21 protein-coding genes are annotated in these 23,929 nt (G+C 64.6%); 14 read left to right on the forward strand and 7 right to left on the reverse strand.

All coding sequences use genetic code 11. The features are described 5' to 3' along the window. Positions 1–14: 14 nt before the first annotated feature. Complete coding sequence (locus tag M3465_RS09050) at positions 15–1,340, reverse strand: aspartate aminotransferase family protein (RefSeq protein ID WP_249501402.1); 1,326 nt, start codon at positions 1,338–1,340, stop codon at positions 15–17. 138 nt (positions 1,341–1,478) lie between these two features. Between M3465_RS09050 and glnH the strand changes: the two genes are divergently transcribed. From glnH to M3465_RS09075, 5 genes are all read left to right on the forward strand, one after another. Further along, entirely contained in the window at positions 1,479–2,216 is a 738-nt protein-coding gene (gene glnH, locus M3465_RS09055) for a glutamine ABC transporter substrate-binding protein GlnH (RefSeq protein ID WP_249501403.1), read from the forward strand. A gap of 69 nt (positions 2,217–2,285) precedes the next feature. After that, on the forward strand, positions 2,286–2,942 hold the full coding sequence (gene glnP / locus M3465_RS09060; protein ID WP_249501404.1) for a glutamine ABC transporter permease GlnP: 657 nt from the start codon (positions 2,286–2,288) through the stop codon (positions 2,940–2,942). Then, the gene (glnQ, locus tag M3465_RS09065) at positions 2,939–3,664 is read left to right on the forward strand and encodes a glutamine ABC transporter ATP-binding protein GlnQ (RefSeq protein WP_349305033.1); all 726 of its coding nucleotides are present in this window, start codon (positions 2,939–2,941) and stop codon (positions 3,662–3,664) included. The genes glnP and glnQ overlap by 4 nt, the downstream gene beginning before the upstream one ends. Beyond that, positions 3,657–4,685: a C45 family autoproteolytic acyltransferase/hydrolase gene (locus tag M3465_RS09070; RefSeq protein ID WP_249501405.1), complete on the forward strand. Its 1,029-nt coding sequence runs from the start codon at positions 3,657–3,659 to the stop codon at positions 4,683–4,685. The genes glnQ and M3465_RS09070 overlap by 8 nt, the downstream gene beginning before the upstream one ends. Further along, entirely contained in the window at positions 4,633–5,583 is a 951-nt protein-coding gene (locus tag M3465_RS09075; protein WP_249501406.1) for a MurR/RpiR family transcriptional regulator, read from the forward strand. Before M3465_RS09070 ends, M3465_RS09075 begins: the two co-directional genes overlap by 53 nt. Before the next feature lie 13 nt (positions 5,584–5,596). Here the strand turns inward: M3465_RS09075 and M3465_RS09080 are convergent, their stop codons facing one another. Both M3465_RS09080 and M3465_RS09085 read right to left on the reverse strand, forming a co-directional pair. Further along, a complete protein-coding gene (locus tag M3465_RS09080) occupies positions 5,597–5,935 on the reverse strand; it encodes a hypothetical protein (protein ID WP_249501407.1) in 339 nt (112 codons plus the stop codon). After that, positions 5,932–6,879 carry a DnaJ C-terminal domain-containing protein gene (locus tag M3465_RS09085; protein WP_249501408.1) on the reverse strand — a complete coding sequence of 316 codons (948 nt, stop codon included), beginning with the start codon at positions 6,877–6,879 and terminating at the stop codon, positions 5,932–5,934. The genes M3465_RS09080 and M3465_RS09085 overlap by 4 nt, the downstream gene beginning before the upstream one ends. Positions 6,880–7,048: 169 nt before the next feature. Here M3465_RS09085 and M3465_RS09090 point away from each other — a divergent pair, with 169 nt between their 5' ends. Further along, positions 7,049–9,004 (forward strand): autotransporter domain-containing protein, encoded by a 1,956-nt coding sequence (locus M3465_RS09090; protein ID WP_249501409.1) that lies wholly within the window; start codon positions 7,049–7,051, stop codon positions 9,002–9,004. A 77-nt stretch (positions 9,005–9,081) separates the two neighbouring features. Here the strand turns inward: M3465_RS09090 and mepK are convergent, their stop codons facing one another. Further along, a complete protein-coding gene (mepK, locus tag M3465_RS09095) occupies positions 9,082–9,651 on the reverse strand; it encodes a peptidoglycan L,D-endopeptidase MepK (protein ID WP_249501410.1) in 570 nt (189 codons plus the stop codon). Positions 9,652–10,013: 362 nt separating this feature from the next. On the opposite strand from mepK, the gene M3465_RS09100 reads away from it, so the two are divergent. From M3465_RS09100 to M3465_RS09130, 7 genes are all read left to right on the forward strand, one after another. After that, complete coding sequence (locus M3465_RS09100) at positions 10,014–11,624, forward strand: L,D-transpeptidase family protein (RefSeq protein WP_249501411.1); 1,611 nt, start codon at positions 10,014–10,016, stop codon at positions 11,622–11,624. A 31-nt stretch (positions 11,625–11,655) separates the two neighbouring features. Next, positions 11,656–12,747, forward strand: coding sequence for a UDP-3-O-(3-hydroxymyristoyl)glucosamine N-acyltransferase (gene lpxD / locus M3465_RS09105; protein WP_249501412.1), 1,092 nt, complete (start codon positions 11,656–11,658; stop codon positions 12,745–12,747). A 39-nt stretch (positions 12,748–12,786) separates the two neighbouring features. After that, positions 12,787–13,047 (forward strand): acyl carrier protein, encoded by a 261-nt coding sequence (locus M3465_RS09110; protein ID WP_249501413.1) that lies wholly within the window; start codon positions 12,787–12,789, stop codon positions 13,045–13,047. Between the two features lie 5 nt (positions 13,048–13,052). Next, positions 13,053–14,261 (forward strand): beta-ketoacyl-[acyl-carrier-protein] synthase family protein, encoded by a 1,209-nt coding sequence (locus M3465_RS09115; RefSeq protein ID WP_249501414.1) that lies wholly within the window; start codon positions 13,053–13,055, stop codon positions 14,259–14,261. Positions 14,262–14,360: 99 nt separating this feature from the next. Then, positions 14,361–17,159: a bifunctional [glutamate--ammonia ligase]-adenylyl-L-tyrosine phosphorylase/[glutamate--ammonia-ligase] adenylyltransferase gene (gene glnE / locus M3465_RS09120; protein WP_249501415.1), complete on the forward strand. Its 2,799-nt coding sequence runs from the start codon at positions 14,361–14,363 to the stop codon at positions 17,157–17,159. Next, positions 17,156–17,419: a hypothetical protein gene (locus M3465_RS09125; RefSeq protein WP_249501416.1), complete on the forward strand. Its 264-nt coding sequence runs from the start codon at positions 17,156–17,158 to the stop codon at positions 17,417–17,419. Before glnE ends, M3465_RS09125 begins: the two co-directional genes overlap by 4 nt. Positions 17,420–17,465: 46 nt before the next feature. Continuing rightward, entirely contained in the window at positions 17,466–17,879 is a 414-nt protein-coding gene (locus M3465_RS09130) for an ASCH domain-containing protein (protein ID WP_249501417.1), read from the forward strand. A 62-nt stretch (positions 17,880–17,941) separates the two neighbouring features. Here the strand turns inward: M3465_RS09130 and M3465_RS09135 are convergent, their stop codons facing one another. From M3465_RS09135 to M3465_RS09145, 3 genes are all read right to left on the reverse strand, one after another. Beyond that, entirely contained in the window at positions 17,942–18,451 is a 510-nt protein-coding gene (locus M3465_RS09135; protein ID WP_249501418.1) for a bactofilin family protein, read from the reverse strand. Further along, entirely contained in the window at positions 18,441–19,754 is a 1,314-nt protein-coding gene (locus M3465_RS09140; protein ID WP_249501419.1) for a DUF5930 domain-containing protein, read from the reverse strand. Before M3465_RS09140 ends, M3465_RS09135 begins: the two co-directional genes overlap by 11 nt. A 303-nt stretch (positions 19,755–20,057) precedes the next feature. Further along, positions 20,058–20,525 (reverse strand): peroxiredoxin, encoded by a 468-nt coding sequence (locus M3465_RS09145; protein WP_249501420.1) that lies wholly within the window; start codon positions 20,523–20,525, stop codon positions 20,058–20,060. A gap of 77 nt (positions 20,526–20,602) precedes the next feature. Here M3465_RS09145 and M3465_RS09150 point away from each other — a divergent pair, with 77 nt between their 5' ends. Further along, positions 20,603–23,899 (forward strand): YhdP family protein, encoded by a 3,297-nt coding sequence (locus M3465_RS09150; protein ID WP_249501421.1) that lies wholly within the window; start codon positions 20,603–20,605, stop codon positions 23,897–23,899. Positions 23,900–23,929: the final 30 nt, after the last annotated feature.

Genomic DNA, 23,929 nt, shown 5'->3' on the forward strand with positions numbered 1-23,929 from the left:
TCTCTCGTCCCGTTCTACTCCGATAGCGCTCCGTCGATCGCGTGGCCGAGTTTGTCGACAAGCTCGTCGAGCTGCGGCTCCTTGATGATGAAGGGCGGGGCGAGAAGGACGTGATCGCCGGTCTTGCCGTCGATGGTGCCGCCCATCGGGTAGCACATCAGCCCGGCCTCCATCGCGCGGCGCTTGATCGCCTTGTTGAGTTTGCGCGCCGGATCGAACGGCGCCTTGGTCTCGCGATCCTTCACAAGTTCGATGCCCCGGAACAAGCCGCGGCCGCGAATGTCCCCTATGTTGGGATGCTGGCCAAACCGCGCTTCCAGCCGGTCCTGCAGCGCAGCGCCCCGGTCCTGAACGGTCTGCATCATGCCGTCTTCCGTCAGCCGGTCGAGCACGGCATTCGCCGCCGCCATCGCCATCGGGTGGCCGATATAGGTATGCCCATGCTGGAAAAACCCTGATCCCGCGGCGATCGTGTCATGAATTTCGGCGGTGCAGAGCATGGCGCCGACCGGCTGATAGCCCGCGCCAAGCCCCTTTGCGACGGTCAGGATATCGGGCGCGATCCCGTCCGCCTCGCAGGCGAAAAGATGTCCGGTCCGGCCCATGCCGCACATCACCTCGTCGAGGATGAGCAGGATGCCATGCGCGTCGCAAATCTCGCGGATGCGCTTGAAATAGCCCTCCACAGCCGGAACCGCGCCGAGCGTGGCGCCCACGACGGGTTCGGCGATGAAGGCCATGACGGTTTCCGGCCCGACGCGCTGCAATTCGACCTCCAGCTCATTCGCGACGCGCTGGCCGTAATCGAACGCGGACTCGCCATCGCTTCGCCCGCGATATTCGTAGCAGGGCGCGATATGGCTCGTTTCGACCATCAGGGGCGCGAACGGCGTGCGGCGCCACATGTTGCCGCCCGCCGCAAGGGCGCCGAGCGTGTTGCCGTGATAGCTTTGCTTGCGGGCGATCACGCGGCTGCGCTGCGGCTCGCCGCGTTCGAGGAAATACTGGCGCGCCAGCTTGATCGCCGCCTCGACCGCTTCGGAGCCGCCCGAAACGGGGTAGACCCGTGCCAGATCGCCGGGCGCGTAGCGCACGAGCCGTTCGGCCAGCGATTCGGCGGCGTCCGTTGTGAAGAAGGACGTATGCGCATAGGCCAGATCATCCAGCTGCGCGCGCACCGCGTCCTTCACATGCGCGTCGGAATGGCCGAGGCAGGACACCGCCGCGCCGCCGCTTGCGTCGAGATAGCGTTTGCCTGTCGTATCAAGGATGTAGCACCCGTCGCCCGTGGCCGCGAGAGGCAGGGACGTGTTGCAGGTTCGGTGGAATAATGCGGACATCGGGTTCGCCTCGATTGAAAAAGCCCAGGGTCGATGAACGGAAAGTTTGCATTTGGATTTTTCATTTGCAATAAAATTTGCATCGAGCCTTGCAAATGTGAAGATATTTTGCAGGCCGGAAACAAACAGGGAGCTGACATGAAAACCATTCTGAACATCGCCGCCGCAGCGGCTTTCGCCCTCGGTGCCACCGCAGCGCAGGCCGACGATCTTGTCGTCGCCACCGACACCGCCTTCGTTCCGTTCGAATTCAAGAAGGACGGTGAATATACCGGCTTCGATATCGATCTGTGGAACGCGATCGCCGAAGAGATCGGGCAGGAGTACGAGCTGCGTCCGATGGATTTTTCGGGCATCATCCCGGCCTTGCAGACCGGGCAGGTCGACGTGGCGCTCGCCGGGATCACCATCAAGCCCGAGCGCGAGGAGGTGATCGACTTCTCGAACGGATATTACGATAGCGGCTTCCGCCTGATGGTCGGCTCGGACAGCGATATCGAGGATTGGGACGATCTGGCAGGCAAGACGCTGGCGGTCAAGACCGGCACATCCGCCTCCGATTGGGCCGAGGAGAACCTGCCCGATACCGAGCTGCGCAAGTTCCCGAATATCGACAACGCCTATCTTGAGCTGCGCACCGGCCGCGTCGATGCCGCGATGCACGATACGCCGAACGTGCTTTACTACATCCAGACCGCCGGCAACGGACAGGTCAAGGCGGTCGGCTCGCAGCAGATGGCGCATCAATATGGCATCGCCTTTCCCAAGGGCAGCGAACTGGTCGGCCCGGTGAACGACGCGCTGGCCAAGCTGCAGGAAAGCGGGCGCTACGACGAGATTTATGCCAAGTGGTTCGGTGAGAAATCCTCCGACTGATCCTGTGCGCCGGCCGGTCCTCCGGTCGGCGCTGCCGCGTGACATTTCAAACCACATCGGAGGCGTTTCATGGAGACGGACTGGTCCGTTATCTTCACCTTCCTGCCCCAGTTGATCGAGGGCGCGAAGACCACCGTTTACATCACGATCACCGGGATCGTCGGCGGGCTTCTCCTGGGCACACTGGCCGGGATGATGCGCGCCTATGGCGGTCCGATCCTCAATTCCATCGCCTTCATCTATATCGAGATCATCCGAGGCACGCCGATCGTCGTGCAGGTGATGTTTCTCTATTTCGCGCTGCCGGTTCTGGCCGATCTGCGCATCGATCCGATGAGCGCCGCGATCCTTGCCATTGTCATCAATGCCGGCGCCTATATCGCGGAGATCGTGCGCGGCGCCTTCCTGTCCATCGGAAAAGGGCTGAGCGAGGCCGGGCTGGCGCTCGGTCTGCCGCATTGGAAGGTGCTGGCCTATATCGTCGGCCCGCTGGCGTTCCGTCGCCTGATCCCGCCGCTCGGCAACCAGTTCATCGTCAGTCTCAAGGATACGTCGCTCTTCATCGTGATCGGGGTGGGAGAGCTGACCCGCACAGGGCAGGAGATCATGGCGTCGAACTTCCGCGCGGTGGAAATCTGGACCGCGGTGGCGATCATCTATCTCGTCATGACCGGAACGCTGAGCCTCATCCTTCGGACCATCGAGAAACGCATGAGGATCCTGTGAGCATTATCGAATTCAAGAAAACGTCCAAGCATTTCGGCGATCTGAAGGTGCTCGAAGAGGTCGATCTGTCGATCGACGCGGGTGAGGTCGTGGTGCTGGTCGGCCCGTCCGGTTCGGGCAAATCCACGCTCTTACGCTGCATCAACGGGCTGGAGACCATCACTTCGGGCGATCTGATCGTCGACGGGCTGAGCGTGACGGGATCGAAGAAACAGCTGCGCGAGATCCGGCAGGAAGCCGGAATGGTGTTCCAGCAGTTCAACCTATTCCCGCAGCTGACCGCGCTGGAAAATGTCGCCTTCGGACCGCGCAAGGTCCGGGGCATGGGGCGCGAGGCCGCCCGCGAGACCGCGCGCGAGCTTCTGGCGAAGGTGGGGCTTGCAGAGAAGGAAAACCACTACCCGGCAGAGCTTTCGGGCGGACAGCAACAGCGCGTCGCTATCGCGCGCGCGCTTGCGGTCAAGCCGAAGGTCATGCTGTTCGACGAGCCGACCTCCGCGCTTGACCCCGAGCTCAAGCAGGAAGTGCTGAACGTGATGCAGGCGCTGGCCGAGGAAGGCATGACGATGGTGGTCGTCACCCACGAAATGAATTTCGCCAAGCAGGTCGGCAGTCGGCTGATCTTCATGGAACACGGCAAGATCGCCGTCGACGGAAACCCGCGCGACGTGATCGAAAGGCCGCCGAACGAACGGATGAAGGATTTTCTGCAGCATGTATGACGACGCGAAACCGGAACTGGGATGGCACCGCGCCGCCGGGGATCCGCATCGGATCGGTCTGATACTCGGCCGTGCAGGGCGGGACGCGGTGCGCGAGGTCTTGCTGGGCTCGGATTACTGGGCCGACGTGATGGCCCATGCGCAAAGCGCCGTGATCACGGAAATGGCGCAGAACGTGCAATCGCTCTTTCCGGCGATCTGGCAGGAATTGACCGGGCTGGCCGAAGGGCTCGAGCTGCCGCTGGTGCAGGTGCTCACATGGAATTGCCGGGGCGACCTGATGACCAATGTGCCGGATGGATGCACCACGGTTCAGATCCCCGGCGACGCGCCGGTGATCGCGCATAACGAGGATGGCCTGCCCGGTTTTCACGGTCACGCCTTTCTGGCCGAGGTGGCACCGCAGGGCGCTCCGGGCTTCACCTCCTTCTGCTATCCCGGATCGCTGCCCGGACACACCTTCGCCGTGACCGGGGCCGGGATCGTGCAGGCGGTCAACAACCTGCGCCTGCGCGGCGTCGTGCCAAAGGTGCCGCGCATGGTTCTGGGCCGCGCCTTGCTGGATTGCGCGACGCTGGATGCGGCGATTTCGCTGCTGGAAACGCATAACGAAAGCGGCGGCTTTCACATGACGCTCGCACAGGCGGGCGATCCGCGCGTGATGAGCGTGGAATACGGCGGCGGGCATTGCGCTGCGGTTCCGATCGAAACGCCCTCGATGCACACCAACCATGCGCTTCGGATGAAGACCGGGCCGGAGGGGCAGTTGGTGACGCGCTCATCGGCGGACCGGCAGGCGCATGGCACCACGCTGGTGGAAGCCGGCACCGCGCCCCTCGATATCCTGCGCGATACCTCGGGCGAGGGTCTGCCCATTCACCGAACCGAAGGCGACGATCCGGACAACGAAAACACGCTCGCGACGGCGGTTTTCCATCTGGAGGGAACGGGTGTCGACTGGGCGGTCCATGACCAGAGCTCGCGCGATCCCGTCTATTCCGGCCGTGTCGAACGAGCCTGACTCAGCCATCGCGCCGCCCCGGACGCTGGACGCGCTGCGTGCGCTCAGCCTTCGGTTGGGGCGGGAGGATGCACCGGTCCGGCTCGGCCCGAAGGCGCGCCACGCGCTGGCCGGGATGATCGAGCTGCAGGGCGATCCGGCGCTCCTGTCAATCACCGCGCTGGCAGACAAGCTGGCCGTGAACCCGTCCACGCTCTCGCGGCTTGCGCGCAATCTGGGCTATGCCAATTTCGGTGCGCTGCAAACGGTGCTGCTCAGCGCGTCACTGGCGGGGCCGGGGCAGTTCTACACCAATCAGGCGCGCGCTGCGCTGGAAGGCGAGGATGTGTCGGGGCTTGGCGGCATCGCGCGGCTTTGCCGCGAAAGCCAGGCGAATATCGACCGTTTCCTGAACCGCAGCGACGCCGAAACGTTCCGGGGCGTTGCCGCCAAACTCTCGGCAGCGCGGCGCGTCAGGGTGCATGGAATCCGCCAGTTTCACGCGGTCGCCAGCTTTCTCGTCTACGGGCTGGGGATGATCCGCTCGGATGTCGCGCTGCTCGATGCGCAGGCGGGCGGAACGGCGGAAGGCCTTGCGGCGATGGGCGAGAGGGACGTGCTTGTCTCGACCAGTTGCAACCCCTATTCGGCAGAGGTCGTGGAGACCGCCAAGGCGGCAGCGGAGCAGGGGATCGAGGTGATCGCCCTGACAGATCACGCGAATTCGCCCCTCTTGGCCAGCGCGCGGCTGGCCATTCTGGCACCGCACGAGACAAGCTTCCTGTCCAATTCGCTCAGCACGTTCATCGTGGCGGCCGAATGCATCATCAACGGCTGCGCCGCCATCGATCCCGAACGTTCCAAGCGGGCGCTGCAGGAACGCGACCGCATGATCAAGCGCCTGCTGATCGAGCTTTGAGCGCCCGGCGGCGTCAGACGTCCTCCGCCTCGGCCAGCCTTCGCGACAGGCGCAGCTTGATCTCGGCCGGCTCCGCGCCGATGGCCTGAACCAGCCGTTCGATCCGCCCATGCGCGCCGTGCAACTGATCGAGCAGCGACATGATGATGACCAGCGCATCCTCGTTGACCTCGAAATCGTCGGTCAACTCGCACAGAAGCGTGATCCGCCGCAGATCGAGCCGCCGGTAGCGCGGGCCGTCAGGTGTCATCACCGGGCGCACGATGCGCAGACGTTCGAACTGCAGCAGCCGATCCTCGGTCAGTGGAGCGATGCGGGCGATTACCTCTTCGGGGGCGTAAATCTCGGTCATGCCGTTTCCTTTCCGCCGCGCGGATCATAGGCGTGATCCTTGCGCCAGTCTTCCATGAAGCGTTTGAGATCGGCATCCACCTTCGGCGGTGCGACGATGCTCAGCGTGACGCGATGATCGCCGGCGCCCTTGCGCGTCTTGACCCCGCGCCCCTTGAGCCGCAGCGTCTGGCCGGAACTCGCGCCCGGCGGCACCGTCACGCTTACCGCGCCATGCACAGTTTGAAGCCGCACCTTCCCGCCGAGGATCGCCTCGTCGATGGAGATGGGCAGGGTCGAGAGGATATCATTGCCCTCGCGTTCGAAATCCGGGTGCGGCGCGACGTCGAGCGTGATGTAGGCGTCGCCCGGCAGCCCGGCGCCGAAGCCTGGCTCGCCCTTGCCGCGCAGGCGCAGCGTCTGACCGTCGCGCGCGCCTTCGGGGATCGTCACTTCGAGCGCCGAGCCGTCCGGCAGGGTGATCCGCGTTTTTGCCCCGCGCACCGCATCGAGAAACGGCACGGCGAGCCGATACTGCACATCCTGCCCCGGCAAATCGCCGAACGCGCTGCTATAGCCGCCGCCCGCGCCGCCGCCGCGTCCGCGTGCGAACTGGGCAAAGAAATCATCCGCATCGAAGCCTTCGCCGAACGGGTTGCCACCGGGCGCCGTGCCCTGCCGCGCATAGGGGTTTTCGGGTCGCCGGGCCTCTTCGCGGTAATATCCGCGCGGCGCGGTCTCTGCGCCGGTGGCGTCGATTTCGCCCGCGTCGAAACGGCGGCGCTGTTCGGGATCCTTGAGCAGATCATAGGCGCGCCCGGCGGCCTTGAACCGCGCCTCGGCGGCGGGATCGTCAGGGTTGAGATCCGGATGATCGGTGCGTGCGATCTTGCGATAGGCCTTCTTGATCTCCTCGGCCGTCGCGTTCTTTGACAGGCCGAGGGCGGCATATGGGTCTTGTGTCATGGCTCACTCCACGTTCCTGCATCAATTTATGGGCAAGCGGCGCGATTGCAACGCATTGGCCCGGCGCGGCTTTTCCCGCGCCACCGGCGACGTTTCGCGTTGACTCCGCGTGGCGGGCGCAGCTTTCCTGAAAATTGGGCCGGACACGCGGCCCGAGGGAGGACAACGCATGACATTCAAGAGACTTGCCTTGGCGAGCACGATTCTCGGCGGGATGGCGACCATCGCGGCGGCCGAGGACTTACGGTTCGACAAGCTTTACATCCTCGGAGATTCGCTGAGCGACGCGGGCACCTATTCGCAATCGGTCATCGCGGGCGGCATGGGCGCGTTGCCGGCGATCGACTACAAGTTCCTGACCAATGCGCCGGACGGCTCCGCGCTGACCTATGGTGAGGTGTTGGGCCGCGAGCTTGGCCTCAGCCTGGGGCCGAACATCTATTCGGCGGTGCCGGTTGCGGGACTGCCGCAGCAAGAGCTTGGCGGGACGATCTATGCCGAGGGCGGCGCGCGCGTCAGCGATCCCGATGGCAATGCCTTCGATCCCGCGCTCGGGATCACGACGCGGCCGCTGACCGAGCAGGTTGACCGGCTGCTGGAGGATCGGGCGCGGTTCGATGAAAACGACCTACTGATCCTCTGGGGCGGCGCGAATGATGTGTTCGCGCAGGCGCGCGCCGTTGGCGGGGGTGCGCTCACGCCCGGTCAGGCGGCGGCGAATATGGGGCAGGCGGCCGGTGACCTGCTCGGGCTGGTCGACCGCGTCAGGGCTGCAGGGGCCGAAACCGTTATCGTCGTCACAGTTCCCGATACCGGCACGACGCCGCTCGGCCAGAGCCTTGGCCCCCAGGGCGCTGCGCTGCAAACCGCGCTTGCAGGCGCGTTCAATGACACGCTTCTGGCTGGAATCGGCGGGCGGGCCGTGGTCGTGGATTCGGCCAAGCTGCTGAGCACGGTGCAAGCCGATCCGGTCCGATACGGGTTCACCGCGCCGAACGCTGCCAGCGTGCCTGCGTGCCCGGGCAACGCGCTTATCTGCGTCCAGGGGCTGAACGCCAGCGCCGATAGCGAAGAGCGCATCTTCGCAGATGGCGTCCACCCCACCGCTGCCGCCCACAAGCTGTTCGGTCAGGCAGCGTTCGCCGGGCTGCAAGCGGCGACCCGGACAGGGATCATCCCGGTCGCCACGATGACCGCCCTGCGCCAGCACGGGCTGTCCATCGAGAACCGGATGAACCCGACCGTCCTGCGGGTGACGGGCGCGGATGGAGCCCCGCGCAGGCGCGAAGTTGGTGAGGTCGATGTCTTCGCGAGTCTCGATATCGGTTCGTTCGAGGCCGACGCGCAGCAGATTACGCCGGGGCTGGAGGGGGATACTCGTGTGCTCAAGGCGGGCGCGGATATTGCCGTGGCACCCAACGCGACCCTTGGTGCGGGTATTAGCCTCGACTACGGCGAGGTCGATTTCGACAACGATACCGGAGGGTTCGAAAGCGATGTTCTGGTCGGCGTCGTGTTCGGCCAAGTCGCCTTGTCGCCGAACTACTACGTCAGTGCGGCCTTCGGCGGCGGCCATATCGAGGTTGACGAGATCACCCGCAGCTTCCGCCTTGGCGCCGCGACGGAACGCTACACGGCGGACACGGATGGCAGCTATCGCTTTGCGCGTATCGGCGGCGGCGGGCTGTATAGCCTGAACCCGAGCGTGCGGCTCAATCCGTTCGCCCATTACACATGGGAAAAGGTGTCCATCGACGGCTTCACGGAATCGGACGGCGCGGCCAGCCTGTCTTTCGGCGATGCCGAATACGAATCGAAACGCGTGACCGCAGGTCTTTCGGCGATCTTCACGCCGCAGGATATGGATGGCTGGGTGTTTGGTCTGCGCGGATCGGTGGAGCACGATCTGAACGACGATCCGCTGAAGGTCTCGCTTGGGCCCAGCGAGGATGTGCTCGGCACCGTCTCCGCGCCGCGCCCGGATCGGACATGGGGCTATCTGTCCGGCTCGGTTGTCAAGGATTTCGGCTCTGGTCGATATCTGAGTCTGACCGGTGCAAGCTCCGTCGGGCTGGACGGGGCGCGCGGGTTTACAGGCGCGGTGAGCTACAAGATGACGTTCTGATCCGCCCTGATGCCGAACCCCGGACACTGAAAAGGGCCGCCCGCGGGCGACCCTTTTTCATTGGCAGGGATAGTCGTTTACCGACCCCAGGACCGGACCGGACCGCAATCCATGTGAACGAAATTCGAACTGGAATAACGTCCGACGCCGCCGGCCTTGCACGCGGAAGCCGCGCGGGCCATCTGATTGACAGAGCGTGCACTGAGCCGCAGATCGGCCGCCTGGCCCTTCAGGTGCAAGGAGTTCTTCGCCACACCCGACCCGCGCCGCCGAAGCATCGCATTGGTTTTCGGGCTGCGATAGCCGCTGAGCAGCATGTAAGGCTCGCTCACATCCATCAGGTTGTGCGCCGCCGCCATGATATCGATGGTGCGCAGGTCGATCGCCTTGACGTCATGCGTGCGCCAATCGCGCATGAAATGGTGAATTTCGTTGACCGCGTCCGAGATGTAATCGCCTTCGATCCAGTAGATCATGTCAATCCGTTCGCCGGTGCGGCCCGAGTACATCTTGATCCGCCGGATATCGCCCCCGCCGCGCAAGAAGCCCGCAGCCTTGGAATATGTCGGTGCCGCGGTGAGGGCCGTGGCCGCAAATGCGCCAAGCAGTCCGCGGCGCGTCATTACGCCCGATGCTGTATCAGTCATTGAGAAGTGCCTGTCCCGTAGTTCACTTTGCTGGATTTCGACCCACGACGTTGCGCGGGCGCTGCCGATTGCCTTGTGATGTGAAGACTATGACACACGCAGAATCTCAAAAAAACCTAAACTTTGGGAACATTTTTTTATTCAAGGCGTTTCGGCGAATTTCTGCTTAAATCGGCACGCTGTGTTACACTTGCGCTACCCTGCGAAAGCTTTTGCCGCAAAGCCGCAAAGCGCTGGCAAAAGGTGCTGAAAACCTCTTTGTGATTGGACAGTGTTCCGGCGCGCGCGGAGCATGATGAACAATCGTCAGCCTATCGCGTTGGAATGGCAACCATAATCGAAGCCCGAGGAGAGCCGTGCAGATGATCCCCCCGATGTTCCAGCGTGGAGCCACCGTTCTTGCGTTTTTCGCGCTGGGGTTTTCATCGCCATCCGAAGCGGGCGCGGTCCAGATCACCGCTTTCCAGCAAGCGGTGGCGGAATCGGTGTCGCGCGACGGCGAGATCGCTGAATTTTACAGAGATCGCGGGTTTGCGCCGATCTGGACGGGAGAATCGCCCGCGGATTTGCAACGGCGCACAGTGTTGATCGAGGCGCTTTCGCTGGCGCGGCATCATGGCCTCCCGGTCGAGAAATACCGGATCGAGCCGCTTCTCGCGCGCATGGCCTCGGTGCGGTCGGGCTACGCACGGGGCCGGATGGAGGTCGCGCTGACAGAGCTCTACCTCGATTTCGCACGCGATATGAACACCGGGGTGATTGACACGCCGCGCAACGTGCGCCGCGAGATCGTGCGTGACATCCCGAAACGTGGCGCTGGCTACTATCTCGAAGGACTGCTTTCGGATACCCCCGGCACATTCATTGCCACGCTTGCCCCCCGTTCACAGGAATACGCGCGATTGATGAAAGCCCGGATGCGGCTGGAGCGGACGGTTGCGCGTGGTGGATGGGGCGCAACCGTGCCGGAGGGCAAGTTCGAACCGGGCGATGCCGGGTCCGGCGTCATCATTCTACGGGAGAGATTGATTGCCATGGGCTATCTGGAGCGCAGCGTCTCCGCGCGCTACGATGCGGAGATGACCGATGCGGTCAAAGCGTTCCAGGAAAGTCATGGCCTTGCCGTCGACGGTGTTGTCGGGCCGAGCACGCGTTCCGCACTTAACGTCTCCGCGCTCGACCGGCTCAAATCCGTAATGGTCGCGATGGAGCGGGAGCGCTGGCTCAACAAGCCAGACGGTCTTGGCGAAAGGCACGTTCTGGTCAACATCACGGATTTCAGCGCGCGACTATACGACGAGGGCAAGCTGACCTTCGAGACACGTTCGGTTGTCGGGCATCAGGATCAGGACCGCCAGACACCGGAGTTTTCGGACGAAATGACTCACATGGTCATCAACCCGAGCTGGTATGTGCCGCGCTCCATCGTGGTGGGTGAATACCTGCCGAAATTGCGTCGCAACCCCCGCGCCGTCGGCCATATCGAAATCACCGACCGGCGAGGCCGCGTCGTCAGCCGAAATCGCAGCTTTGCCGGCTATACTGCCAAGACGTTCCCGTTTTCGATGCGGCAGAAACCCGGCCCGCGCAACGCGCTGGGCACGGTGAAGTTCATGTTCCCGAACAAGTATAACATCTATCTACATGACACGCCGTCCAAAAGCCTCTTCGACCGGACCGTCCGCGCCTTCAGTCACGGCTGCGTCCGGCTGAGCGATCCGCATGACTTCGCCTACACGCTACTGGCGCGGCAAACCGCCGATCCGGCTGGAGAATTCAACCGCATCCTGCGCACCGGCAGGGAAACCCGCGTCAATCTCGATACGCCCGTTCCGGTGCATCTGATTTACCGCACCGCCTTTACCACGCCCAAGGGCGAGGTCCGCTTTCGCCCCGATATCTACGGGCGGGATGCCGCGATCTGGAACGCGCTCGAAGGTGAAGGGGTGGAGATCGGCGGTATTCGCAGCTAAACCTGCCGCCGAACCGGCCGAAGGAGCAGGGATGCCGCACACCATCGCAGAGATCGCAGCCGCGCTCGGCATACGCGCCGAAGGCGATACCGCGCTGGCCGTGAGTGCCGTGGCCGAACCGGCGCGGGCCAGACCCGGAGATCTCGCTCTGGCGATGAAACCCGCGTTCGCCGAGCAGATTGCGCAAGGGCGCGCGCAGGCGGCGATGCTCTGGGACGGAGCGGATTGGCAATCCTACGGTCTCAGGGCCGCGCTCCTCGCACCGCGGCCGCGCTACGCGATGGCCGGGCTGTCCGCCCTCATGGATGAAGGGCCGGGCTACCGTCCCGGCGTCCATCAGACCGCCATCATCGACCCCGAAGCAAAGATCGAGGGTGATGTTTCGATTGGGCCTTACAGCGTGGTCGGAGCAGGGGCCGTGGTCGGTGCGGGTTCCGTACTCGGGGCGCAGGTTTTCGTCGGTAATGGCTCGCAAATCGGGCCGAGCGCACTCATTCATTCGGGTGTGCGCATCGGCCACGGCGTGCGCATCGGCCGCCGGTTTATCGCGCATTTCGGGGCTTCCATCGGCGCGGACGGGTTCTCCTTTGTCACGCCCGAGCCGTCGAGCGCCGAAAAGGCGCGCGAGACCTTGGGCGATCAAACCGGCGCCAAGGCACAGAGCTATGCACGGATCCACTCTCTCGGGAGCGTTGCCATCGGTGACGATGTGGAGATCGGCGCCAATGCCTGCATTGATCGCGGCACCGTGCGGGACACGGTAATCGGGGCCGGCTGCAAGCTCGATAACCTCGCGCAGATCGGCCATAACGTGACCATCGGCTCCGATTGCCTGATCTGCGCGCTTGTCGGCATCGGCGGCTCGACGCGCATCGGGAGCAATGTCGTGCTGGGCGGGCAAACCGGCGTGAGCGACAATATCTTCATCGGCGACAATGTCGTGACGGGCGGCGCGACCAAGGTGCTTTCGAACGTGCCTGCGGGACGTGTCATGCTGGGCTATCCGGCGATGAAGATGGAGGCGCAGCTCGATCTCTACAAGCAACTCCGCCGCCTGCCGCGCCTGATCGCGGATGTCGCGATGCTCAAGAAATCGGTTTCAAACCGGGATGCGAATGACTAGATCACGCGCAATATCGGGGCCAATCGCGGGATCACAGCCATGAATGTCGAACAGAAAGTCGTCCGTATCATTGCCGAACAGGCGATGATCGCGCCGCCCGATGTCGCGCTGACCGATACCATGGACGATCTGGGGATCGACAGCATGGGCCTTGTCGAATGTATCTTCGCACTGGAGGAAGAGTTCGACATCGACGTGCCGTTCAACGCCAACGAGCCCGAAAAAAGCGATTTCGACATCTCGACGGTGGCCGGCGTCGTGACGGGTGTCGAACGCCTGATCGCGCAGCAAAAGGGCTGAGGCCCATGCCGCGCGTTGTCATCACCGGGGCGGGCACGATCAACGCGCTGGGCGGCAACGTGCCCGGCACGCTCGCCGCGATGCGCGATGGACACTGCGGCATCGGCCCGCTGGAGTTCCGCGACGTGGAGCGCCTGTCGATCCGGATCGGCGCGCAGGTTCGCGGTTTCGAGCCTTCGGCGCATTTCACGCCGCAGCAGCTCGCCCTTTACGATCGCTTCACACAGTTCGCCCTGATCGCCGCGCGTGAGGCGATGGCGCAATCCGGGCTGGAACTGACCGACGATCTGTCTCGCCGCGCCGGCGTCGTTCTAGGCAGTTCCGGCGGCGGTATGACGACGACGGATGACAATTACCGCGCCGTCTACCAGGAAGGCAAAAACCGGGTGCATCCCTTCGTCGTGCCCAAGTTGATGAACAACGCGGCCGCCTCTCACATCTCGATGACATTCAACCTTCAGGGGCCGAGCTTTACCGTTTCGACCGCCTGCGCCTCATCGAACCACGCCATGAGCCAGGCCTTCCAGATGGTGCATGGCGGGCTGTCGCCGGTCATGCTGACGGGCGGCTCCGAAGCCATGCTGTGTTTCGGCGGGGTGAAGGCCTGGGAAGGGCTGCGCGTCATGTCGCGCGATGGCTGCCGCCCTTTCAGCGCGGACCGCAACGGCATGGTGCAGGGCGAGGGCGCGGGGGTGTTCGTCTTCGAGGAGTATGAACACGCGCGCGCCCGCGGGGCCGAGATGCTGGCGGAGGTGATCGGCTTCGCGATGACCTCCGATGCGTCCGACATCGTCACGCCGTCGCAGGACGGTGCCGCGCGCGCGATGGCCGGAGCGCTGGCCGATGCCCGTCTGGCACCCGAGGATGTGGGCTATATCAACGCGCATGGCACCGGCACGGCCGTCAACGACCGGACCGAATGCGCCGCCATCGCGAATGTGTTCGGTGCGCATGCCGACCGGCTTATGGTCTCCTCCACGAAATCCATGCACGGCCATTGCATCGGCGCGACCGGTGCGGTCGAGTTGCTGGCGTGTATCATGGCGCTGCGCGACGGGATCATCGCGCCGACGGTGGGCTATACCGAACCCGATCCCGATTGCCCGCTCGACGTGGTGCCCAACGTGGCGCGCGAGCGGCCCGTCGAGGTCGCGCTTTCCAACTCCTTTGCCTTCGGCGGGCTGAACGCGGTTCTCGCGCTGCGCAGGATCTGAAGCGGCAAGAGCCTTCGAAGGCTCTTTCAAGGCTTTTCGAAAAGCCTTGCTCCCGCGCGCCCCATTGCACTTCGCGTCCGGGCATGGCCATCTACCCGGATGGAATTCGCCAAACGCATCACCCGCCTGCCGCGCCCGTTCGATCCCGAGCAGGGGCGCGACGCGCGCGCTGCCGCGCCTTGGGCCAGCGGCGATCTGGCCGCACTGATCGAAGGTGCGGCGGGTTGCAGCCCCTATCTCAAGACGTTGATCGACAAGGAAACCCGCTGGCTGGAAGGCGCCATGGATGCCCCGGACAGCGCCATACCTGAGGCGATGGACGGCTTGCGCGGCACCGCGCCCGGCGATCTCGCAACCGCGTTGCGACAGGCGAAACGCCGGATCGCGCTGCTGACGGGGCTTGCCGATCTGGGCGGCGTCTGGCCGCTGGAAAGCGTCACGCGAACGCTCAGCGATTTCGCCGATCTTTCAGTGCATCTTGCGCTGAAGGCAACCGTGGGCGCCGAAATCCGGCGCGGCAAGCTGCCGGGCCAGACCGAGGACGATATCGAGACCGCCGGTGGCATGGTTGTGCTGGCGATGGGCAAGATGGGTGCCGGAGAGTTGAATTACAGCTCGGATATCGACCTCATTTGCCTCTTCGACGAGACTCGCTTCGATCCGGTTGATTTTCACGACGCGCGCGCCAGCTTCGTGCGCGCGACGCGCAAGATGTGCGCAATGCTGAGCGACATGACCTGCGAGGGCTATGTCTTTCGCACCGATCTGCGCCTGCGCCCCGATCCGTCTGCCACGCCGGTCTGCATCGCGATGGAGGCCGCAGAGCGTTATTACGAGAGCCTTGGCCGCACATGGGAGCGCGCCGCCTATATCAAGGCGCGGGCCTGCGCGGGCGATATTGCTGCCGGCGAGGACTTTCTCAAGACATTGACGCCCTTTGTTTGGCGCAGGCATCTGGATTTCGCGGCCATCGAGGATGCGCATGACATGGTGCGGCGTATCCGCGACCATAAGGGCCTTGGCGGTCCGATCACGCTGCCGGGGCATGACATGAAGCTCGGTCGCGGCGGCATTCGCGAAATCGAGTTCTTCACCCAAACCCGCCAGATCATCGCCGGCGGCCGCGATCCCGAGTTGCGACTGCGCGACACGGTGCCGGCGCTCCGGGCGCTGGTGGAAAAGGGATGGGTGCCGGGCGATATCGCCGAGCGGCTGGGAGAGCATTACCGCGCGCATCGCGAGGTGGAGCACCGTCTGCAAATGCTGCGCGATGCGCAGACCCATGATCTGCCGCAATCGCCCGAAGGTTTCGAGCGGCTCGCGGCTTTCATGGGAACGGACCGCGAAAGCCTGCAGACCGACCTGACCGAGCGGCTCGAGGAAGTGCATGCCCTCACCGAGAGCTTTTTTGGCGGAGAGGACCAGGGCGCCGCTGCCGGGGACATTCCACAAGAGCTTGCCGATTCCGAGATCGTGGCGCGCTGGCGCACCTATCCGGCGCTGCGCTCGGCGCGGGGCAGCGGAATTTTCAAGCGGTTGCAGCCCGAGATCCTGAGCCGCCTGGCCCAAACCTCCGATCCGCAGGAGGCGCTTGCCGCGTTTGACGGGTTCCTGCAGGGGCTGCCCGCCGGGGTGCAGGTTTTTTCGCTCTTCGAGGCCAATCCGCAGCTGATCGACATGCTTGTCGATATCGTCGGCGTGTCGGGCGATCTGGGGCGATATCTGTCGCGCAACGCGGCGGTGTTCGACGCGGTGATCGGCGGGGATTTCTTTGCGCTCTGGCCGGGCGCCGACGCGCTGCAGAGGAAGCTGGAAGGCACGCTCGCGCGCGAGGCCGATTACGAAAGCAAGCTCGACACCGCCCGGCGCTGGGGCAAGGAATGGCATTTCCGCATCGGCGTTCATCTGCTGCGCGGGTTGATCGGCGCAGAGGATGCGGGGCGGCACTATGCCGATCTGGCCGACGCCACGCTGCGCGCTCTGACGCCCGTGGTGATCGGGGAATTCGCGCGCAAACACGGCGCGCCTCCGGGGCAGGGCGCGGTTGTCCTCGGGATGGGAAGCCTCGGCGCGCGGCAGATCCATGCGCGCTCCGATCTCGATCTGATCGTGATCTACGATCCAGCTGGGGCGGAAAGCTCGGAAGGCCGAAAGCCCTTGGCGACGCGGCCCTATTACGCGCGGCTGACGCAAGCGCTGATTACCGCGATTTCCGCGCCGATGGCCGAGGGGCGGTTATACGAGATCGACATGCGGCTGCGCCCGTCCGGCCATCAGGGTCCGGTCGCCACCAGCCTTGCTGCGTTTCGCCAATATCACACGGAGGAGGCCTGGCTCTGGGAGCATCTGGCGCTGACCCGATCGCGGGTCATTGCCGGATCGGACGATGTGGCGGATGCCGTGCGCACGATCCGCGCGGAGGTTCTGTCTGCTCCGCGCGGGCGGGCGCAAGTATTGCACCGGGTTTCGCAGATGCGCGAACGGATCGCCGAGGCAAAGGGCAGCGGCGATCCTTGGGATCCCAAGCTTGGCCGGGGCCGTCTGCAGGATATCGAGTTGATCGCGCAGGCTGCCGCAGTGCTGAATGGCCGCCCGGCCCGGTCCGTTTCGGAGGCTTTGCAATGCGAGGCGGCGCTGGAATGGCTCGGCAGGGAGCGGGCTGCCGGGCTTTGGGAAGCATATCGCCTCTGCTGGTCGCTGCAGATCGGCGCCCGGTTGATCTCCGACAAGACCGTGAGACCCAACCGCGACAGTTCGGCCGCATCGCAATTCCTGTGCCGCGTTACCGAAACGGAAAGCATCGATGCGCTCAAGGAGGCGCTGACCGCCGCGACGGCCCGTGCCGCAGACATCATCGAAGCGGCAGTGCCCGCGCTGGCGGAAGGAGAGGCACCGTGAAAAAGGGCGATGCGATCGATCCCAAAGGCCTTATTTCCGAGGCGTTCAGGATCGAAGGGATCGGCTACGAGGAATGCCGCTCGATCTATCTCGACTGGGCGCTGTCGCTGCCGCTCGATGCGGATGCGCGGGAGCATTCGGAAACGCTGTTGAACCGCCATTCCATCCCGGACCACCCCATGACGCAGGTTTTGAAGGAAGGGCTTGGAGCGGCGCGGCGCGCCCGGCGGCGGGGCGGCTGGAAGGGGCGGCGATGTTAAGGTTCTCGGCAATTTGGAGCCAGCTTGATACGGGGTGGGGCACGGGATGACACCGACTTTGAACGCACTTCGCGCGAAATATCCGAACGCAGAGACCTTCACCTTCGGGGATAGCGCCGAACTCTGCGCGGAACTGATAGAATTGGTGCGCAGCGGTGTGAAAACTGCAACGACCGGAGCTTGTCGCGACTTTGTCGCAGGCGAGCCGATGCCGAAAGTCGGTCGCCGGGATATCTGCCTCGATTGGAGCGGCGCACCGGCTCTGGTCATAGAGACCATCGAAGTCCGGCACTGTGCATTTGACGAGGTGACCGAGGAAATGGCGCTGGCCGAAGGAGAGAACGCGAGTTTGCTGGGCTGGCGCAACGACCATCGAGAGTTTTTCGAACGCAACGGGGGCTTCAGCCCTGATATGCCGGTTGTCTGGGAACGGTTTGCGCTTGTCGAAGACCTTGGGTGACGACGGGGCAAACAACAAGGCCGCCCCTTCGGGCGGCCCTGTTCCGAAACACTATGGCGCGTTCAGCCGTTGGACGCTGCCGGCGCGGGAGCGCCTTGTGCCGCAGGCTTGGCCTTGCCGCCGTTGAGCGGATCGTCCTGCCGCTGCACCGAACCTTCGAAATGCGCGCCGCTTTCGATGGCAATGGTCTTGTGGATGATATCGCCCTCGACGCGTGCTGTCGCGGTGAGGCGCACTTTGAGGCCGCGCACCCGGCCCACGACGCGGCCGTTCACCACGACGTCATCCGCGACCACTTCGCCCTTGATCGTCGCGCTTTCGCCGACGGTCAGAAGATGCGCGCGGATATCGCCCTCGACAGTGCCTTCGACATTGATATCGCCGGTCGTCTTGATGTTGCCGGTGATGTGCAGATCGCTCGACAGGGTCGAGGCAGCCGGCTTTGCCTTGGGGGCAGAGGACATGAAATCGGATTTGCCCGCCGGGCGGGACGACTCGGACGCGGCCGGTTTGTGCGCGCCGCCCTCTTCGGCCTTGGGGCCGGGCTCGTTGATTTTGCTTTTAGAAAACATCGTTTGCAGCCTTGATGTAGATCATGGGGTTGACGGGCTTGCCGCCGACACGAACCTCGTAATGTAGATGGGTGCCGGTCGAGCGTCCAGTGTTGCCCATAGCAGAGATCTTGTCCCCGCGCGAGACCCTTTGACCCTTCTTGACATAGAGTTGCGAATTATGTGCGTAGCGTGTTTCGATCCCGAATTCATGCTGGATCTTAATGAGCTTGCCGTAACCCGACTGCCAACCGGCATGCGTGACGATGCCGTCCGCCGTCGCATAGATCGGCGTGCCATGCGCGCCGGCGAAATCGGTGCCCGCGTGCAAACGGCCCCATCGGCGCCCGAACCCCGAGGTAAAGCGGAACGAATCCTTGATCGGCATTGCGAAGGGCGCTTTCTGCGCGGCGATGCGATAGAGGTTCAGCGTGTCCATCTGGTTGAGCAGGCGGTTGGCCCGAAGCACGTCCTCCGACGGATCCTCGCCGCGCGTGGAGAAAACGAGCGGCGTCAGCGGCCCGCCCCGGCCGGAATAGCCGCTGCGCACCTTGTTCAGAATCGTATCGGGGTCCATCCCCGCCGCTTCGAACATCTTGTCGAGCGGTTTGACCGAAACCGTCATCGCTTCTTCGAGCTGGCGGAAGATGGTGTCGTTCTTCTCTTCCATGAGCTTGATCTCGGTGGCCATTTCATCGGCCCGGATCAACGCGTCCTGCGCATCGGCGACGACCTGATCGCGCTCCTCGGCGGTGCGCGCCAGCGCGGCGGACAGAAAGTCCAGCGTCGCGGCATCGGCTTGGCCGCCGGAGGCGAGAGCGGTATCGCCATTCTCGATCTGCTCGCGCAGGCTCGCCAGTTCGGTGCGCACATCCTCGCGGGTGCGGATCGCGTCGCGCAGCTTGAGCTGAATCGCCTCAAGCCCGGTTTCAAGCTCGACACGCCGCGTTTCGGCATCGAGCAGCTTGGACTGCATGACCGAAACCTGCTCGAGCGCGCTGTTGAACCGCTCCTGCGCGGCAATGGCTTCCGCGGCGCGCGTGTTACGTTCCTGCGACAGGATGTTGAGCCGCAATTGGTAGGTTTCGAGATCGCGCCGCGCCTGTTCGCGGAAATTGCCCGAGCCGATGGAATCCATAAGCAGGATCGCGGTGGCAACGATGCTCCAGGCCAGCACGAGCGACGCACCACCGAAGGCGAGAGCCTGGGTGCCGGATTTCAGGCGGATGAATCTGGTGTCGGAGTCGGAGCGCAAGAACAGGCGTCGTTCCGGGAAAAAGCGTTCAAGCATGCCATGCAGTTCGATCGCAAGTCGTGTGCGCACCTGAAAGTTCCTCTGTCCCGTCCCCTCGAACCGCCTCTCGAAAGGCCTGAGCCTCGGGGCGATCCCGAAACGGCTTTAGCGAGACATTCATAAATTGGCAATAAATTTGGACCGCCGTCCTCCCTCGGCACGCGGTCTGTTGCCGATACGGCAGTATTTCGCCGAGAAATCAAGGCCTAGCCTGCGACAATATGACGAGGCAGTGTCCTCCCTGAGGCCATAGCCCACAATCAGCCAACTTTGCGCCATTTTCTGTCAACGGAAAATGTCCGATGCGGGGGCGCACCGGACGCCCTCGCCGGATCACAGCGCCTTGGCGGCCTCCAGCACTTCCTCGGCGTGGCCGGGCACCTTGACCTTGCGCCAGGCTCGCGCGATCCGGCCTTCGGCATCGATCAGAAAGGTGGAGCGTTCGATCCCCATGAAAGTCTTGCCGTACATCTTCTTTTCCTTCCAGACACCGTAATCCTCGCTCGTGGTGCCATGTTCGTCCGACAGGAGCGGGACGGTCAGCCCCTTCTTGGCCATGAATTTCTCGTGGCTCGCGAGGCTGTCCTTCGAGATGCCGAAGACCTGCACCCCGATCTGGTGGAAGGCGTCCTCAAGCGCCGTGAAGGCTTCGTTCTCCTTGGTACAGCCGGACGTATCGTCGCGCGGATAGAAGAACAGCACGACCGGCTTGCCGCGCAGTTTCGACAGGGTGACATCGCCGTCTTGGCCGCCCTGCGCGGGCAGGGTGAAATCGGGGGCGAATTCCTGTGTGTCGCTCATCGCTTTATCCTTTAGAAGAGGTCAGGCAGGTCAATTTACGCCCCCCGGCCCAAAGATCAAACCGCAAGGAGACGCGCTTGCGCGACGCCGATACAACAGAGCCGCAGACGCCACCACGCCGCAGGCGCCGCTGGCGCTGGGCGCTCGGCGTGCTGCTCGCGCTCTCGCTCGCCCTGACGGCGGCGGGCTGGTCGGTTCTGGGGCGCAGCCTGTCGGCGCCGGACTGGCTGCGCGACCGCATCGAAACGCGCCTTGCGGGTGCACTGCCGGGCGTCAAGGTTCTGTTCGGCGACCTGCAGTTGCGGATCGATGCCGATGGCCGCACGCAGATCACGCTGCTCGATGTCGATGTCCAGACAGCCACGGGCGGGCCGGTCGCCGAATTGTCGGATATCGAGATCGGGCTGGCGGCCCGCGATCTTCTCCAGCGCCGGTTGGTGCTGCGCGATTTGAGCGTGAACGGCGCGCTCCTGACGCTCAAGCGCGACCGCTCGGGCGCGTTCGGGCTGGCCTTCGGCGATGCGTTCGCCGCGGATGGCCCAGCGCCCGATCTGCCGAGCATCGTGGCCGGGATCGATGCGCTGCTGCAGGATGGCCGGCTCGCCGGGCTGACCCATGTCGAGGCGAATGCGCTGACGCTGCGCTATGAGGATGCGCGGGCGCGGCGCGGCTGGACGGTCGATGGCGGGCGGCTGCGGCTCGACCGGATCGATGACGTTTTGCGCCTGTCGGGGGATTTCGCCTTGCTCGGTGGCGGCGCGACGGCGACGCGCTTGCAACTGAACGCCTCCTCGCCCATCGGGCAGACCCAGGTGGCCTTCGGCTTCTCCCTCGACGGGATGCCGTCGCAGGATATTGCCACGCAAGGCCCTGCGCTGGCCTGGCTCGGGGCGCTGCGGGCGCCGATCTCCGGCGCGCTGAGGGCGCGGATGCGCGCCGATGGCACGCTTGGCCCCCTCAACGCGAGCCTGTCGATCGGCTCCGGCGTGCTTCAGCCGGGCCGAGACACGCCGCCGATCCCCTTCGACTCCGCGCGCAGCTATTTCACCTACCGGCCGGATCGTGGACAGATCGAATTCACCGAACTTTCGGTCGACAGCGAGATGGGCCGCGCCGTCGCCGAAGGCCGCGCGACGCTGGGCGCGCTGGAAAACGGGATCCCGTCCGAGATGCTCGGTCAGGTGCGCCTTACCACGCTGGAGACCGCGCCGGAGACGCTTTTCGTAGCGCCCATGTCGCTCGACCGGGCCGAGCTCGATTTCCGGCTGCGGCTCAGGCCGTTCGAATTCGAGCTTGGGCGCCTCTGGATCGACGATCCGCAGGCGCCCCTGCGCGTGAGCGGCCGGGTCTCGGCCACGGACGACGCGTGGACATATGCGCTCGACGGAACGGTCGGCGTGCTCACGCCCGAAGCGCTGCTGCGTGTCTGGCCAGTGTCGCTCGCGGCGCGCACGCGCAAATGGGTGGTCGAGAATATCGAGGGTGGGCGAATAACAACCGGCCAATTCGCCCTGCGGTCGGCGGACGGGCCGCGCCCCGCCATCTATCTGAACGCTGCTTTCGAGGATGCAAGGGTGCGCTATGCGCGCACGCTTCCGGTCGTACAACGCGGAGAAGGCACGCTGACGCTGAACGCGGACCGGTTCGCCGTGCGCGTGACGGGGGGCCAGATCGTGCCGCCTCAAGGCGGGGCGATAGACATCACCGGAAGCACGTTCGTTATTCCGGACACGAAGCAGCGCCCGGCACAAGGCCAGATCGCGCTGTCCGGCACCAGCGAGATCGAAGCGCTCCTGTCCTTTCTCGACAGCCCGAAGCTGGAACTGATGCGCAAGGCGGGTCGTCCCGTCGATCTTCTGTCGGGGCAGGTGCGTTTCGACGGAACGCTCGATCTACCGCTCAAACGCGGCAACAAGCTGCCCGATATCGCGCTTGATTTCGACGGGCGCGCAATGGGCGTGACAAGCGCTCTGATCGTGCCGGGGCGCGAATTGACGGCGCAGTCGCTCGATGTGTCGGTGACCAATGAACAGCTGCGCGTCTCGGGACGGGCCGAACTTTCGGGCGTGCCGTTCGACGGGGCCTGGACCCTGCCGATCCCCGAGCCGGGGGCTCCTGCGCCCGGCAGCACGCTGGAGGGGATCGCTACGCTATCAGACAGCGCGGCGCAGGCGTTCGGGATCGCCCTGCCCGAGCGCATGGTTTCGGGGCGCGGCCCTGCGCGGCTAAAAGTCGATCTCGCACGCGGCGCACCGCCTGAATTCGAGCTGACCTCCTCGCTCGATGGCCTCGGTCTTTCGTTGCCGCAGATCGGCTGGTCGCTTCCGGCCGCGGCCACGGGGCGGCTGACGGTCGCGGGCCGGCTTACCGATCCGGCGCAGGTGCCGACGCTTGAACTGGACGCACCCGGCCTTTCGGCCAGCGGCGCGGTGCGGCTTGCCGCAGGCGGCGGGCTGGATGCAATCGAGTTGTCCCGCGTGCAGGCGGGCGGATGGCTCGATGCGCCCGTCACGTTGCGCGGGCGCGGCGCCGGTGTGCCGCCGGCCGTGTCCATCGGCAGTGGACGGATCGATCTGCGAAACGCGCCTTTCGGGCGCGGTGGGGGCCGGGCAGGCGGCGGGCGCGGCGCATCAGTGCCGCTTTCGCTCGCGCTCGATGAATTGCAGATCACCGACAAGATCCTGCTCACCGGCTTTCGCGGCGATCTGCGTGCCGGTGCCGGGCTGATCGGGGATTTCACCGCGAATGTCGGCGGTTCGGCCCAGATCGTCGGGGAAGCCGTGCCGCAGGGGGGCGGAACGGCGTTCCGCATCCGGTCGATCGACGCGGGCAAGGTGCTTCGTGCGGCGGGGCTCTTCAAGACAGTCGCTGGCGGAGAGATGACGCTTGCGCTGGTGCCGGTTTCCGGGCGGCCGGGCAGCTATGACGGCGCGCTCGACATATCGAATGCGCGGCTGCGCAATGCGCCCGCAATCGCTTCGCTGCTCGACGCGATCAGCATCGTCGGCCTGATCGATCAACTCGACGGGCCGGGTATTCTCTTCACCGAGGTCGAGGCCAGGTTCCGTCTCACGCCAGACCGGCTCATCCTCACCCGGTCGAGCGCGACCGGCCCTTCGATGGGCATCTCGATGGACGGCGTCTACAACCTCGCCAGCGCGACGCTCGATCTGCAGGGCGTGCTGTCGCCGATCTTCTTTCTCAACGGTATCGGCAGTTTCCTGACGCGCAAAGGCGAAGGGCTGATCGGGTTCAACTTCACCCTCCGCGGCCCCGCACAAGCCCCCCAAGTCGGCGTCAATCCCCTCTCGGCACTGACACCGGGCCTTTTCCGCGAGATCTTCCGAAAGCCGCCGCCCGTTCCGGGGGAGTGACGGCGCGTGAAACGCTTTTGCCTGCCCATC

Source organism: Marivita sp. GX14005 (assembly GCF_023370775.1).
GTDB lineage: Bacteria > Pseudomonadota > Alphaproteobacteria > Rhodobacterales > Rhodobacteraceae > Marivita.